This window comes from Actinokineospora inagensis DSM 44258 (assembly GCF_000482865.1).
Taxonomy (GTDB): domain Bacteria; phylum Actinomycetota; class Actinomycetes; order Mycobacteriales; family Pseudonocardiaceae; genus Actinokineospora; species Actinokineospora inagensis.
In genome coordinates, this window is record NZ_AXWW01000092.1 from 1 (window position 1) to 13,135 (window position 13,135).

Here is a 13,135-nt window from a genome sequence, read left to right on the forward strand (position 1 = left end):
CCACCCGCGAAGAAGTCGACGAACTGCGTGACCTTCTGGCTGGAAGGAAATCCTATCATGCCGGCAGCAAGAAAGCTAACAAGCTGCTCGTGGGAATCCTTGTATGCGACGAGTGTGGTAACAAGCTCACTACGGGGTATGTGACACAGCTTCAGCGCGGACTTAAGTATGGAATGAAGGATCGAGCAAAGGTCAGATATCACGTTTACAAGTGTGATGCACAGAAGCCGTGGGCCTGCGGTGGCGTTTCCCGAGATGGCGCCACGCTCGACAAGTTCATGCTTCGTCTGACCTACGCGGCGCTCAAGCGCATGCCAAAACCGGCGAAGTCTAAGTCCAGCGAACAGCAGAGGGTAATCGAGGAAGCCAAGGAAAAGATTGCTGAGTCGCGTGCAGCGTACAAGGCCGGCCGGATTGGTCTCGATGACTTTGTTGACGTTCGTAACAGCATGACGGAACAGATCGTCAAAGCCAGTGGTGAGATTTCCGCCGATCCGATGCCAATGAATAGCGCGGAAGAGTTCCTTGTGGCGGATCTTGACTCTCAGCGTGATACGATCAGGCGCCTGTGGCCAGTAATTGGGTTGAAGAAGGCTGGGCGCGGCAAACGCTTCAAGCCCGAACAGTTGGTGTTTCCAGATGAGACCGAGGGGAAGTCGGCGACCGATAAGCTGTAGTCTCAAACGAAAGCCCCCCGACCTTGGCGGTTGGGGGGCTTTCTAGTTCGGTGCTCTCCGTAAGATGGTCCGAATATCTCGTGCTTTCTGCTCATCGAAGAAGCCCTGATCTCCCAGTCTTGCAATGAATCTGTCGATCCAAGCCGTATCAGCGGCTGGCAGTGGTGGTGTGTCTATCTGATGGCTCGCTGGAGCAGCGTTCTTCGCTGGCGGCTCAGTTGTCGTGGTCGTTCCCTCCTGCCAGACCAGGGAGGGAGCCAGTTGCAGTGTTGGTCGGGGTTGGATTTCGGGGGGTTGTGGGGTTGTAGTCGGCTGTGGAGAGGTGTCTCCCTGGTGGATGTTCCGGCTGGTCAGCCCAGGGATTCGGGCTCGGGGAGGGGGTAGGGGAACTTCCCTGGGTCCCTGTGGGTTCCCTCGTGTCGTCCCTGTGGGTGAGTGCGGTGGTGATGTCGTCGGCTCGGACGACCATGGCGCCATCGGACTTGCGTGGTGGGATGTCGTGTTCGTCGAGTAGGGCGCGGAGGTCGCGGGCGGTCCAGGGTTCGTATTCGGTGGGGTTGTGGGCGGCGAGGCGGGCGAGCACGGTTTGTGTCCGCATGCGGGCCTCGTCGCCGATGACGTGGTGGATGTCGACCAGGTGGTCGACGGGTGTGGCCTCGATCTCCCGGTGTGTGTCCGCTGTGGTCAGCGCGGGGCTGTGTTCGGCGCGAATAGCTATGGCTCGGGCGATGATGGGGGTGACCAGGTCCGTGCCGTCCTCGAAGGGGATGTAGAAGGTGCGGACGAGTTCGAACACGTTGTCAGTCACACCGACCGCGACACAGGTTCCCCGGTCGGTTTTCATGCGGAGTTCGGTGGCGCGGATGCCGGCGCGGTATTTCCCGGCTCCGAGTAGTCCGTCATTGGCGATGTAATCGGCCACAGCGAACGCGACCCCACAGGAGACGTTCCGGGTGATCTCCTTGGGGATGCTGTCCTTAGTCGGTGACTGCGTGGCCAGCAGGAGGATGATTCCGTATTTGCGGCCGCGTTTGATCAGGCGAACCGCGAGTTCCTCTGCTTTCTTGCCGTAGCGAGGGTGTTGGAACAGTTCGTGGCATTCGTCGATGGCCATGAGCAGCGGGTGCAGGCCAAGGCGGGGGTTGTCGGCGAGTCGGCGGGACACCTTCGGGGGGCGTCCGGGTTGCTCGCCGAGGATCTTCCCGCGCCGCTCCATCTCGGCCAAGAGGTCTTCCAGGGCGGTGACGGCGTCGGCGGCCACCGAGTCGTCCATGCCGACGCGGTAGCGGCTCAGGCGCGGCGCCAGGGGCTCGAAATCGGGGCTCTCGCCCATGACGTAGGCCCACAACTCGGCGGTGGGGTCCAGGGCCGCGCCGAGCATGAGCACCCGCAGGACGTTGGTCTTGCCCTGCCCGGGTCTGCCGCCGACCAGCCAATTGGCCTCGACCAAGGGCGCGTTGATCACCACGCCGCGCTGAGACAGGCCGAGCGGTACCCCGTCGAACACGTCGACGGTCCCGTCGTGCAGTAGGGGCCAGTCACCGGCCCCGCCGGAGAGGGTGCCTTTGTCGGCAACCCACAGGTCCAGTACCCCGTCTTCCTCGCCGGTGGTGGGCCAGGTTTCCAGTGCGGCGCGGCCCAGGTTGGCAGCGAGGACTTTGCGCCGGTCGGTGATCATCTCGGCGGTCACGCCGAGCGGCAACCGGACCTGCGCGAAGGTGCCGTCGCCGTCCTTGCGGGCGGCCACGCTGTAGAGCAGTTCACCGCCGTTTTTGAAGAAGGTGGTGAGTGGGGAGATCCCGAGGTGGGCCAGCGCTTTGGAGATCATCCGTTCGTCCACCCAGGAATCGGTGTCGTCGCGGTCCGGGCGGGTCAGCCATCCCGCGCCCGGGGTACGGTCGCGCCCCTCCCACACGCACCCGCAGGCGGCGCCGGTGGTGAGCAACCAGGGTAGCCACGCCCACATCACGACCACGGTGTCGGCGACCGCGTCACGCACGGCGTAGACCGCGCGCAGCCACTCGGGCATCTCGGCCCGGTCGACGACGTGGTCGAGCAACGCGAGCACGACCGCCAGGACGATGACCACGGCCGCCGTGACGAGTACGCGATGGACGGCGGTGCCGAGTCTGGCCCAGCGCGCACGGGCGTCTGCGCGGATCAACTCCTGTGCCGTGCGGCGGGTCTGCGCGTCGCCGGCGATGCGGGCGGCGCGGGCGTCGGCCCGCAGGTCCGCGTAGGACGCCCACCGCCACCCCCGCGCGATCCAGCGTCCCGTGCCGCGCACCAGGAACCACAGCAGGCGGACAAGGTCGCGGGGCGCCTTGCGTGTTCGGTAGGCCAGCACCGACCGCGCCCGGACCACCGCGTCGTGACCGGCCACGACCCTCACTGCGGTTTCGACCACATGAACCACTCGCTTGGGCCGTTCTCGTTGTGGTGTAACGCTTTCGTCGTCGACAACCTCGGCGTCGAACACCTTGGGAACCAAATCGCGGTGTGTCATCGACGACCACCGTCCCGGTGATCGCGTGGGGGCTTGTCGTCCACGGTGGTCGCCGAGTTCCCGGTGTCGCCCGGGTCGGCGAGCGCCGCCCGTAGGGCGGCGGCGACCCGGGGGGACAATCCGCGTGAGCATCCGGTGACCGCGCGGACCCACGCGGGTGTGACCTCGACACCCGGCACCCACGCGTCGCGCGCGTCGGCGAGGTAGTCGGCGAACAGCTTTCGCCGGACCCCGGCAGGGCCGGTCTGCGGGGCGGGCTCGACCACGGCCGGTGCCGTGGGGTGTTCGTGAACGCCGATCCCGCTGTCCTCAGCGTTCGTGGGTGCGTCGTCGTTCGTGGCGGTTGCCCGGTTCACGGCGTGCGCGTGGGCGAATGCCGCCGCCACGGTCTCGGTGAGCTTGTCGCGCAGATCGGTGATGGCCTCGGCGGCCACGAACACCACAAGCGGCGGGACCGAGTGCAGCACGACCCCGGCCACCGACCCGGCCGCCCACGACGCCCACGTGTTCATCACGTAGGTGGCGGCCAGGGCGAACCACTTCGCCCGCCGCACCCACCGGCCGGTGCGGACCTGATAACGAGCGGTGAGTTGTTCGGCCCGCAGAATCGCCAACAACACCAGCGACACCGTGGGATCGAGCAACCACGCCGCTATCCACGGCAACGACCACGACCGGGCACCGGCGGCCGCGAACTGCTGAACGTTGGCCATCGTGAACGCCAACCCCAGCCCGATGCCGACCCAGCACAGCCGGTCCACCTGCGCACGCACCTGCTCCACCTGCAACGCCACGACGTCCGGGTGCGTCTGATAAGCCCGCACCCGCGCTGCCTCGGCCGCGTCCCTGGCCAGCCGCTGCGCTCGTGTGGTCATCGGCGACCACCACCCCGCCGCCCACGACGCCCACGACCGTCGGTGAACGGGTCCACCGTGGTCACGGTCAACGCCCGCACCAACACCCACGACGCGAACAACGCTGGCATCAGCAGCGTCGCCACCTTCACTACGACCGGGCAGTGCGGGTGGGTCAACGCCAGCCACTGCGCACCCGAGATCACCACCGCCACGGACACCGTCCGCCCCGCGAGGGAGAACAGCCGCACCCCGGTGCGCGCCGCGTTCACCGCCGCCCGCGCCCGCCGGGCCGCCGCCCGCCACAGCCACAGCGCGACCACGAGCACCGCCAGTCCGCCCACCACCTGAGTCGGGGTGAGGCTCCATCCGTTCATCGCAGACCACCAGCCCCGCTGGTGCCGTCGCGGCGTTCGGACCACAGCAGCAACACCGCTCGCCGTTCGTTCTCGGGCAGCGGACCCCACACCCCGCCCAGGGCGTAGCCGTGCGTGCGGAACTCCGACTCCAGACATTCACGCCACACCGGGCACGTCCCGCAGATCGGTTTCACCAGCTCCCGGTCGGCGCGATCGTCGCCGGTCCACTCCGGCATTGCGTCTGCGGTGTCCAACCACCCACACGAACCCCGGTGCCGCACCGCGTCCGACAAGACCTCATCCGGTGCCGACTCGACCCTGTCCAGGTCGGCCGCGATCCGTTCGAACAACTTACTCACAGGGATGCACCCCCGACCTGCGAAGACGTCGAGAAATGCGCCACCGCACACATCGGGACCAGCACTCGGCCCCGCCGCCGGACCACGGGCAACACACCCATCCGCACAGCCCGGCAGATCTCTGCCCTACCCCGGCCGGTCAACCACGCCACTTGATCAACGGGCAGCAACTCAGAACGCGAGAATCTCATTCAGGGAGTCCCTTGCTTGATGTTCCGGACCCGAGATCTCTCGGGCCGTCGTCATCAAGTAAGCCGCCGAACAACAGCACCCACTATGCCGTACCGGGAATGCCGACATCTCGCCTGGGAATATCCCCAGGTCAAGACTGATATCGAGACCGCAGTGCATTCTGAAAAGAATATCTCGGCCCGGATATTCCCTGCGGGAATATCCGATAGGATCGCCGGTCAGGACCGGTGTCGAGTCACCCTGACGAGGGTTGCGCGAACAGACCGGACCTGCCTTGACCTGGTGTTATTCCAGCCGAGACGTGCTCCATTCTCGATCTGATATAGACGCCTCTGGCGGGTCGTGGTTCTTTGAGACGCCCCACACGGACGAGACAGAACCGAGACACAGGGAGACGAGGAAGCCATGGTGGTGGAGGGGCCGCGCGCATGATCGTCACCGCGACACTCACCACCGGAATCTCCCGCGTCACACGCGGGATGGCGGATGCCATCCGGCTGGTCGACGAGATCCTGAGAACTGATCACATCGACTGGGAAACCATCCTGCTTGTCGGTGATGTGGAGTTCCACAGCACCAGGGACGGCCCCTATCCCGACCAACAACTTCGTGTCAGCGTCCGCCCCACCGCAGGATGGGCCGCTCTCAACCACACCGACCACTACAACCCCGACCATCCGATCGCGAACACGTTCAACCCGACACACCCGCCGCCCGACGTGGCCTTGATCTTCAACGGGAGCACCGGATCGGTCTTTCCCCGCACCGCCGCCATACCCGTACCCCACGTCCGGCAGGCGTTGATCGAATGGTTGAACACACGCAAGCGACCCGTCTGCGTGCAGTGGCGACCATTCGACGACTACTAGGACGAGCCGGGAGCGCGCCCCCGCCGCGAAAAGGAGTTGAGCGCCGTGGCCACCGCGAGCGTGACCGTTCTCGCTGTCATCGGCGCGTTGGTCGTCGGCCTGGTGTGGTGGGTGATTTCCGGGTTTGTCGTCGAACACCGGCAAGCGAAAGCCGCCGACCGGATAGCAAGGCGCGTGAACCGGACACCCAGAGCGCACCCAGGAGCAGCCGCACAAAGGAGTCACCACGAGTGAACAAGACGAACCCGCCGACCACACGGTCTCCGGTGATCCCCATGACGTTCACCGACGGCAGAGACCACCTGATCCGTGAAACCCTGATGGCTTCCGCCGGCGTTGGAGGGGTCTATCACGCGGTCTGCGGCGCGACCGGCCTTCTACCGGAATCGCTGGGCACACCTCCCCACACGGAGTGCCCGAACTGCGTTGAGTGGCAGATCAATTGGTGGAACCAGGTCGGCCGCCTCACCAACGACCGTGCGCATCGGCGGCTGTGGAAACGAGGCTCATCCCGTGGCACTCGCCGCCGTGGCCAGTCACACGGGAACCAGCGAAACTAGAAAGAATCCCGATGGCTTCAGTTCACCTCGACCCGCCGTACGCGAGCGGAAAATCCTTCGACGACGAATACACCTACCTGCTGAACGGTCTATGGAAAGCTGGTGCCAAGTTCTATTTCGTCGGCGTCGACTACGCATCCATTGACGTCATCGCCATCGTCAGGATGTGGCCGGTCGGCTGCGCCGACGTCGTGATACTTCGTTCGCCAGAAAACGCGGTGTGTTACCGAACGAACACGAGATCGCACGGCTGCACTGGCCGGGACCCGCTGCAACCTGCGCGAGTTGTCTGGGGATACCGTGAGGAAGAGGACTGCAATAAGGCGTTGCGCCTTGTCCTCGGCGAATTGGAGCCGACTGCGCTCGAACGCGCGGAGACGATCGCACCCGCCGACTTTCGACTCCCTCTGGTCCGAGCACAAACGCGCATCAGAATCGGCAACCTCCGAGATCCGATGCCTCCAACCGAGTGGGTACAGAAGTGAGGAAACACAGTGGCTGACCCCAATCCCATCGACGGACACTCCCCGTACTGCGCCTGCATCGAATGCAGCGGGAAACCACACCAAACCCACTGCATCTGCGTTGACTGCCAGAGAGCAAAGAACCTGGGGCGCCCTCTGACTCGGGGCGAAATAACCGAAAACCACGCCGAAACGGTCAAGGCCAGGAAAAAGGGCCGAAAGTAGCACCCGGCACCCGTCGTATCAAATCAACGTCCAGCATTGAGCACTAGGTAGGATCATGGCTCCGCCAGAGAACGACCGAGGAATCGGAATCCGCAACCCTTCGCTGGCAAAAGCCATTGGAAAACGGCTTCGTGCCGCGAGAGAGGCGCACCAGTGGACCCGCGCCGACGTAGTCGACAAGCTGGACTACGAGATGCATACACAAACAGTATCAACGTACGAACTAGGTTCCAGGAGGATAGCCCTCGAAACTTTTGTTGGTGTGTGCGAGGTTCTCGGCCTAGTGCCGGAAGAGGTGCTTGGCAAATCGCTGATCGAAACCCGGGGGCCAGTCAATCGACCAATCATTGTTGACCTCAAACGCCTGGCTAGCATTCACGACAACCGGCTAGTTGCGCTGCGGCACTGGGCACAGGTTCAACTACTGATGAACAACCAGGTCGTCACAATCGAACCGCTGGCCCTCGCAATGTTGGCGGCTGAGACCGCCTTGTCACCTGCCGAACTCCGCTCCGCTCTACCGAGAGCCGTGCACGACGCATTCGACTTTTCGTGAGAACCCCGATGGCAACCCTGGCTGTAGGTGGCCAAAGTGAACAACCGCCCAGAATCGGAGCCTGCGCGCGGCCACGACCGCGCTATGCTGGCGGCCCAAGCGCTTATGCAAATCCGCAAAGGAAAGAAGATCCCCCAAATTGCATCTAAACTTGGACGCAGTCCAAGTTTGATCCGAACCGTTCTCGAAGAATCCGAAGTGCTTGCACCATCGTGGCCATTCTTGCTAGGCATTTCTCAAGCTGACAAAATCGCCGCATTGAAAAGCAAACGCAAAGACGGCATGTCGCTTGAACAACTTGAAGGCGAAACGGGTATAAACCGCCGCAAGATTGCCTACATGCTCCGATCGGGCGGTGTTATCCCACCCATAGGTCAACCAGCTCAAATCGATGATGACCGCCTGGTTGCACAATACGAGGACGGGTTTAGCCTACGAGAACTTCAAGAGGAGTTTCACCTCTCGTATTTCAGGGTGCGATCCATCCTCATCGCCAAAGGGGTCGACTTGCGCCCACGCGGCAACCCTCGCGGGCTATACCGGGAGATCTCGGCCGGAACGCCGCTAGGGCGTCAATCCACTCCATCCTCAACCCGATCGTGAGTGGCCCAATCGGGCCTGGGGGGCAAAGCCACACTCCCCTCAGGCCCGATAGGTCTCTGATTACAGTTCAGCCCGATAGAACAGTTTTCCGGACCTGGGCGAGAAGCCTAGTTTTTCGTAGAAGCCTTGGGCGTCTTGGTTGCTTGTGTCTGTCGTCCACTCCACACGCGAAAAACCTCGATCGCGCGCGATTTCGATTAGGTGCTGCATAAGTACACGACCAACGCCGATACTCCGGTAGCTTTCCTGCACATACAGCTCTTTGAGATACAGTGAGCTTGTTGATCCCGCTGCGGGCCACAAGTTCGAGAATGAAGCAAACCCCGCCAGAAGTCCAGCATGGTCCTGCGCGACAATTACTTGCACGCCGCCTGCGTCTTGATTGCCGAGCACCTCGCTGATTTGGCGGACTCGGGTCTCGGGAGATTCTGGCGCATCGTCACCGTAAAATTTGTCCACCTCGCCAAGCAATGCGGCGATGCCGTCGCGGTCAGTCGCTAGCGCAGGTCGCACCGATATTTCTGACATGAGATCCTTTCGGCCCTGTTACTTATCGAGGTCAGCGAATAATTCCCTCAGGTCGTTTGCCGCTGGGCTCGTAAAGACTGCGGATGGCATCGTGTCAAGAATATCGCGAGCCCGAGCCGTAATGATGCCGTGGGCTTGCGAATCACTGAGCCCGTTCAAGACCCTTGCCGTTAGGTCAGCAGCCGAAGTGGCGTCACCATCGTGTATGTAGCAGGACGCTTGGTCGAGGTGCACGAGCGCGCGATCCAAGTAGTCATCTTCGGGATACAACGCTAGTGCCTGCTCGTGCACGGCACTGGCCTGCCTGGTCGCTTTGAGGTGTGTAAGCGCGTTTCCTTGATGAAATCTCAACTGAGCTTCGTCATAGCCGAAGGCTGAAGGGATCAAGAGCCCGGAGTCGAGTTGTTCTAGTAGAGACTCGGCCCGGTTCACTGCATCAAAGGTCGCATCTTGTCGTCCCAGTAACGCATGGGCGCGAGCTTCGACTGCTGCGGCGAGAACTCCCCCCACGCCGGTTGCTGCGATCCGCTGGGCACGCTGAGCCGCATTGATCGTGCCCCGTAGGTTCGCGGCGTAGAAATGGAAGTACGCTTCTTGTGCATAGGTCCAGGACTGCAAGTGGGCATCCCCGGTTTCTGCCGCCAGGATCTCGGCGGTTCTCACCCAATTGCGTGCTCCCGGCATGTTGCTGAGCTTGAGCAGTGTCAAGCTCATAAGGCCGGCGAGTTGCGAGAGAATGTGTGTGTATCGGCGCCTGCGATCCTTGGCATTGGTGTGCAGTAGCAGGCCCCGAATCTCGGTAACCCGGGCGATGAGGTCACCGAGTAGCGTTTCCGGAGACTCGTAGCGCGTGGCCTCCCCGAGCCGCAAGACCTGTTCCTCAAACTCATCGGCGCTGGCACTTCCCAGATAGCCGATTGCGAGGGTGTTTGTCAGATCCTCTTGCAGGCGTTCTGCACTCAAAAACAGTGCGTGGTCGACATTTCCGGCGCGTCGCAAACGCAGGGATTCGCCTTGCGTAGGGTCGGTTGGAGAATTGGAAGACCCAAGCAGAACGAGGCCAGCCGACTTGATCTTGCGCGCTTCAACTCGGCTCTGGCCTGGCAAGTCAAACCATAGAAGATCCTGCGGCAGCCTGAGAATTCTGGCGTAGTTTTGCAGGGTCTCCAGATTCTGTTCTGGCCTGCCATTCTCAAGCTTGCTGACTTGCGCTTGGGTAAGGCCCAGCCAACGTCCTAGTAATTCCTGATTGAGTGCTTTTCCGAAGACTTGCAGGTGGTGAGGGTGATGGCGATACGCCTTCAACACCTTGCCCATGTGCTGAGACCCGAACGCAGCGCGCAATTCCTCTGTCTCAAAGAACTCGTCTTTGTGGGCTGCTGGCGTGCGAAGTTGGTCGCGTTGTTCCCGATGGCACTTGCCGCACAGACGGGCCGTGTTGTCAGTGGCTAGCGCAGCCCCGCAACCCGCGCAGCGTCGATCTCCCGGCCCCCCGTGCGGGCCTCGCTGTGGATCGGGCGGACGCAAACTTGATCTCCCGGGGCCGGACTGACTACCTCTGACCAGCGTACATCGGTTACGGTGACCGTGTGCGGTCGACGCGACATCGGACCGAACAGTATGCAGCTTGACAACGTTCAACCACTGGGACGTCACGTACTACAACTGCGGCGGCTGCTGACGGGCTAGGGTCGGGGCGTGACTCTGGTTCTCCTGCACGGACTTGGCGCCCACGGCGCAATCTGGCCCGCTGTCGAATGGGACGGACCCTGCGTCACGCCCGACCTCCCGGGCCACGGTTCGGCCGCGCCGTTGCCCCGGTACACCTTCGGCGGCCTCGCGGCGCGCATCGCCGAATCGTTGGATCCGGATGAGCCGGTCGCGATCCTCGGTCACTCGCTCGGCGGGGTGGTGGCGCTGGCGTTGGCATCGGGGTGGTTCGGGATCAAGGTGACCTCGGTGGTCGCCCTCGGCGTGAAGGTGAGTTGGTCACCGGAAGAGTTGGCGCGAGCGGCATCACTCGCCGCCCGGCCCGCGCGGGTGTTCGCGACTCGGGAGGAAGCGGAGGCTTGGGCGGGGAAGCTGGCGGGGCTGCCGTCTGGGGCTGTGGTTGAGGTTTCCGGCGGGTGGAGGGCTGCCGTCGACCCGCTCGCGTTCGGCGTGGGACGGCCGGACTTGCCCGGACTTCTTGCCGCCGCGCGGTGTCCGGTGACGATGGCGGTGGGGGAGGGGGACGGGATGTCTACTGTGGAGCAGTTGCGGGTGTTGGTTCCGTCACCGGTGGTGTTGGCGGGGGTGGGGCACAACGCGCACGTGGAGGAGCCGGGCGTGGTGAGCGTGTTGCTGGAGTACTTGCGGTAGAGGGCTTTTGTCGCTCGTTATTGGGGTCGTTGTTGGCTGATCTTGGTTGCCTGGATTTGTCGGGGGGCTTGGGTAGGCTGTATCGGGGGCTCTTGTGGGGGTTGATCATGGCCTGGGTAGGTGCGAGTGCCGGTCGAGGGCACGCCCTGCTGGTCAAGGTGGGTGTACCTCGACCAGCAGGACAGGGCGCCTATCTTCTTGAGATATGTGCTCAGTTCACCGGGGCGCCGTTCGGGTCGAGTGCGCGGCCGCTGGCGTCCGGGGTTTCTTCGCGCTGGAAGACCGCGTTACCGAGTTGGGTGACGGCGTTATCAGTAATGCGGGTGAGCCGGAGGAGGCCGTCCCGGGTGAAGGCGAGGTGGAGGAAGTTGTCGACAACGACCTCGATCTTGTCGGTACTGACCATGTCGAGTGTGTACTCGCTGGTGCCGTCGATCTCGGTGTAGACGTCGACGCGGGGGTTGAGCATGGGTGACCTTTCACTGGGGTAGAGCGCGGTCCGGCACTCGTGCTGGTTTAGGGCATATTTCATGCAACGGTTGCCTGCCCTGGCGACAGCCGTGTGACAGGCGAACTGTGTGCCATCGACAGTACGAAGTTCGGACGCCCTGAAGTGCCAGTAAAGTGACAGTCCGTTTGGAGTAGCCGCGTATGCTGGTATGACTCGACGGGAGGGGCCGATGGTGGCTGATGAGGACTCGGTGGGTAGGCGTATTGCGGCGCATCGTAAGCTGTTCGGGTTAACGCAGGCCGACTTGGCTGATCGGGCCGGCTACTCGTTGTCATATGTGCGGGCCATTGAGCAGGGTCGGGAAGTGGTGCCGAACGGGTTCGTCGCGACTGTTGCCCGTGCGTTGAAGGTTGAGCCGGAAGTGCTGACCGGTGCTCCCTATCGGGACACCGTCCTCGCTGAAGGTTCTCTTGGTGAGGTGGCCGAACTGCGGTCGATCGTCGCGGAGGGGCACTATGTTCGACCGTTGCCTCCGGGGTCGATACAAGAACTCGCCCGTGAGTTGGACAAGGTTATTCGTATGTACCGCAACGACAGTGGGCAGCGGGCGCTGGCGAAGCTGCCTGGGCTGATTCGAAAACTTCACGGTGCGGCGCGGGAGACTAGTTCCGATGGGGAGCGTGGTCGGATTTTCTCCCTTCTTTCCGCTGCGTATGTGACTGCTGAGCGGCTCTTTCGGCGGTTTGGGTACTTGACCCATTGTGCGCCTACGCTTGACCAGCTCGAATGGACGGCTGCTCAGGCGGACGACCCGCTTTATCGGGCGCAGGCGAAGGCGAAGCGTGCTCGGGTGTTGATGTATTTCGGGGCTACTGAGGTCAGTGCTTCGCTGGTGGAGGCGGCTACCGCGGAAGCTCATGGTGACAGCGAAGCGGCGATCGCTGTGACGGGGTATGCGCATCTGTGTGGTGCGATTGCAGCGGCGCGTGGTCGGGATATTGGTCGCGCGCATGATCGTATTAGGGAAGCGGAGAAGTTGGCTGTTCGTATTGATGGCGAGAGTGAGCTTTATGGGACCTTGTTTGGCGTAGGGAATGTTGGTATTCATCGTGTAGCAGTGGAGATGGAAGCGGGGGACCCGGAGAAGGCTGCGCGCGATGGGTTTGCTTTGCGGCTTCCTGCGGGAATTGCGCCACCGCGGGCGGGGCATCATTGGCAGGATGTGGCCCGTGCTTGTCTGCTGGCGGGCGATCCGACGAGGTCGTTGGTGGCGCTCAATCGAGCCCGGAAGGTGGCTCCTCAGCAGACGAGACTTCATCCGGCTGTTCGGGAGACTCTGCGGGGTATTGCTGAGGCTGAGCGTAGGAAGTCGGACAGTCTCGCGTCTTTTGCGGGGTGGGTGGGGATTCGGCTTTGAGGTCTTGTAGGTGTTGGGCGGGTTGATGTTGTCGGTGGGCTTGGGTGGGCTGTGTATTCGGGGGCTTTGTTGGCGGTTGATCTTGGTGTGAGGGGGCTCTGGGCCTCGGCTGCGCCTCGGGGGTCGGCCTGGTCGCCTTCGGCGACGCCGGCGC

General features: G+C 62.9%; 14 protein-coding genes. 7 read left to right on the top strand and 7 right to left on the bottom strand.

Features of this window, described 5'->3' with window-relative positions:
* On the top strand, window positions 1–677 hold a 677-nt coding region (locus H504_RS42145; protein WP_169735459.1), incomplete at its 5' end, for a hypothetical protein.
* Between the two features lie 214 nt (window positions 678–891).
* On the opposite strand, the gene H504_RS36950 is transcribed toward H504_RS42145, so the two are convergent.
* From H504_RS36950 to H504_RS0125500, 4 genes are all read right to left on the bottom strand, one after another.
* A complete protein-coding gene (locus H504_RS36950) occupies window positions 892–3,060 on the bottom strand; it encodes a hypothetical protein (RefSeq protein ID WP_211239402.1) in 2,169 nt (722 codons plus the stop codon).
* Window positions 3,061–3,179: 119 nt separating this feature from the next.
* Window positions 3,180–4,058 (bottom strand): hypothetical protein, encoded by an 879-nt coding sequence (locus H504_RS36955; protein WP_245614455.1) that lies wholly within the window; start codon window positions 4,056–4,058, stop codon window positions 3,180–3,182.
* Window positions 4,055–4,414, bottom strand: coding sequence for a hypothetical protein (locus H504_RS0125495; protein ID WP_026425093.1), 360 nt, complete (start codon window positions 4,412–4,414; stop codon window positions 4,055–4,057). Before H504_RS0125495 ends, H504_RS36955 begins: the two co-directional genes overlap by 4 nt.
* Window positions 4,411–4,755 carry a WhiB family transcriptional regulator gene (locus H504_RS0125500; protein ID WP_026425094.1) on the bottom strand — a complete coding sequence of 115 codons (345 nt, stop codon included), beginning with the start codon at window positions 4,753–4,755 and terminating at the stop codon, window positions 4,411–4,413. The genes H504_RS0125495 and H504_RS0125500 overlap by 4 nt, the downstream gene beginning before the upstream one ends.
* A 620-nt stretch (window positions 4,756–5,375) precedes the next feature.
* Here H504_RS0125500 and H504_RS0125505 point away from each other — a divergent pair.
* The 4 genes from H504_RS0125505 (at window position 5,376) to H504_RS41620 (ending at window position 8,224) form a co-directional block, all read left to right on the top strand.
* The gene (locus H504_RS0125505; RefSeq protein WP_026425095.1) at window positions 5,376–5,816 is read left to right on the top strand and encodes an Imm1 family immunity protein; all 441 of its coding nucleotides are present in this window, start codon (window positions 5,376–5,378) and stop codon (window positions 5,814–5,816) included.
* A 571-nt stretch (window positions 5,817–6,387) separates the two neighbouring features.
* Window positions 6,388–6,861 carry a hypothetical protein gene (locus tag H504_RS41615; RefSeq protein ID WP_157440627.1) on the top strand — a complete coding sequence of 158 codons (474 nt, stop codon included), beginning with the start codon at window positions 6,388–6,390 and terminating at the stop codon, window positions 6,859–6,861.
* A gap of 259 nt (window positions 6,862–7,120) precedes the next feature.
* On the top strand, window positions 7,121–7,621 hold the full coding sequence (locus H504_RS40505; RefSeq protein ID WP_084468197.1) for a helix-turn-helix domain-containing protein: 501 nt from the start codon (window positions 7,121–7,123) through the stop codon (window positions 7,619–7,621).
* 27 nt (window positions 7,622–7,648) lie between these two features.
* On the top strand, window positions 7,649–8,224 hold the full coding sequence (locus tag H504_RS41620; protein ID WP_157440628.1) for a helix-turn-helix domain-containing protein: 576 nt from the start codon (window positions 7,649–7,651) through the stop codon (window positions 8,222–8,224).
* Between the two features lie 60 nt (window positions 8,225–8,284).
* Here the strand turns inward: H504_RS41620 and H504_RS40510 are convergent, their stop codons facing one another.
* Both H504_RS40510 and H504_RS41625 read right to left on the bottom strand, forming a co-directional pair.
* Window positions 8,285–8,752: a GNAT family N-acetyltransferase gene (locus tag H504_RS40510; RefSeq protein ID WP_157440629.1), complete on the bottom strand. Its 468-nt coding sequence runs from the start codon at window positions 8,750–8,752 to the stop codon at window positions 8,285–8,287.
* 18 nt (window positions 8,753–8,770) lie between these two features.
* Window positions 8,771–10,069: a helix-turn-helix transcriptional regulator gene (locus tag H504_RS41625; protein WP_157440630.1), complete on the bottom strand. Its 1,299-nt coding sequence runs from the start codon at window positions 10,067–10,069 to the stop codon at window positions 8,771–8,773.
* Between the two features lie 381 nt (window positions 10,070–10,450).
* Here H504_RS41625 and H504_RS36960 point away from each other — a divergent pair, with 381 nt between their 5' ends.
* Entirely contained in the window at window positions 10,451–11,113 is a 663-nt protein-coding gene (locus tag H504_RS36960; protein ID WP_051386259.1) for an alpha/beta fold hydrolase, read from the top strand.
* A gap of 211 nt (window positions 11,114–11,324) precedes the next feature.
* On the opposite strand, the gene H504_RS0125525 is transcribed toward H504_RS36960, so the two are convergent.
* Window positions 11,325–11,582, bottom strand: coding sequence for a hypothetical protein (locus H504_RS0125525; RefSeq protein WP_026425096.1), 258 nt, complete (start codon window positions 11,580–11,582; stop codon window positions 11,325–11,327).
* A gap of 211 nt (window positions 11,583–11,793) precedes the next feature.
* Between H504_RS0125525 and H504_RS40515 the strand changes: the two genes are divergently transcribed.
* Window positions 11,794–12,981 carry a helix-turn-helix domain-containing protein gene (locus H504_RS40515; protein WP_245614456.1) on the top strand — a complete coding sequence of 396 codons (1,188 nt, stop codon included), beginning with the start codon at window positions 11,794–11,796 and terminating at the stop codon, window positions 12,979–12,981.
* The last annotated feature ends 154 nt before the right edge of the window (window positions 12,982–13,135 follow it).

Bases quoted from the DNA above. Each gene is read 5' to 3' on its own strand.
- H504_RS40510 (WP_157440629.1), bottom strand. From the start codon at position 8,752: ATGTCAGAAATATCGGTGCGACCTGCGCTAGCGACTGACCGCGACGGC.
- H504_RS0125505 (WP_026425095.1), top strand. From the start codon at position 5,376: ATGATCGTCACCGCGACACTCACCACCGGAATCTCCCGCGTCACACGC.
- H504_RS40505 (WP_084468197.1), top strand. From the start codon at position 7,121: ATGGCTCCGCCAGAGAACGACCGAGGAATCGGAATCCGCAACCCTTCG.
- H504_RS0125525 (WP_026425096.1), bottom strand. From the start codon at position 11,582: ATGCTCAACCCCCGCGTCGACGTCTACACCGAGATCGACGGCACCAGC.
- H504_RS36955 (WP_245614455.1), bottom strand. From the start codon at position 4,058: ATGACCACACGAGCGCAGCGGCTGGCCAGGGACGCGGCCGAGGCAGCG.
- H504_RS0125495 (WP_026425093.1), bottom strand. From the start codon at position 4,414: ATGAACGGATGGAGCCTCACCCCGACTCAGGTGGTGGGCGGACTGGCG.
- H504_RS41625 (WP_157440630.1), bottom strand. From the start codon at position 10,069: ATGGGCAAGGTGTTGAAGGCGTATCGCCATCACCCTCACCACCTGCAA.
- H504_RS40515 (WP_245614456.1), top strand. From the start codon at position 11,794: ATGGTGGCTGATGAGGACTCGGTGGGTAGGCGTATTGCGGCGCATCGT.
- H504_RS41615 (WP_157440627.1), top strand. From the start codon at position 6,388: ATGGCTTCAGTTCACCTCGACCCGCCGTACGCGAGCGGAAAATCCTTC.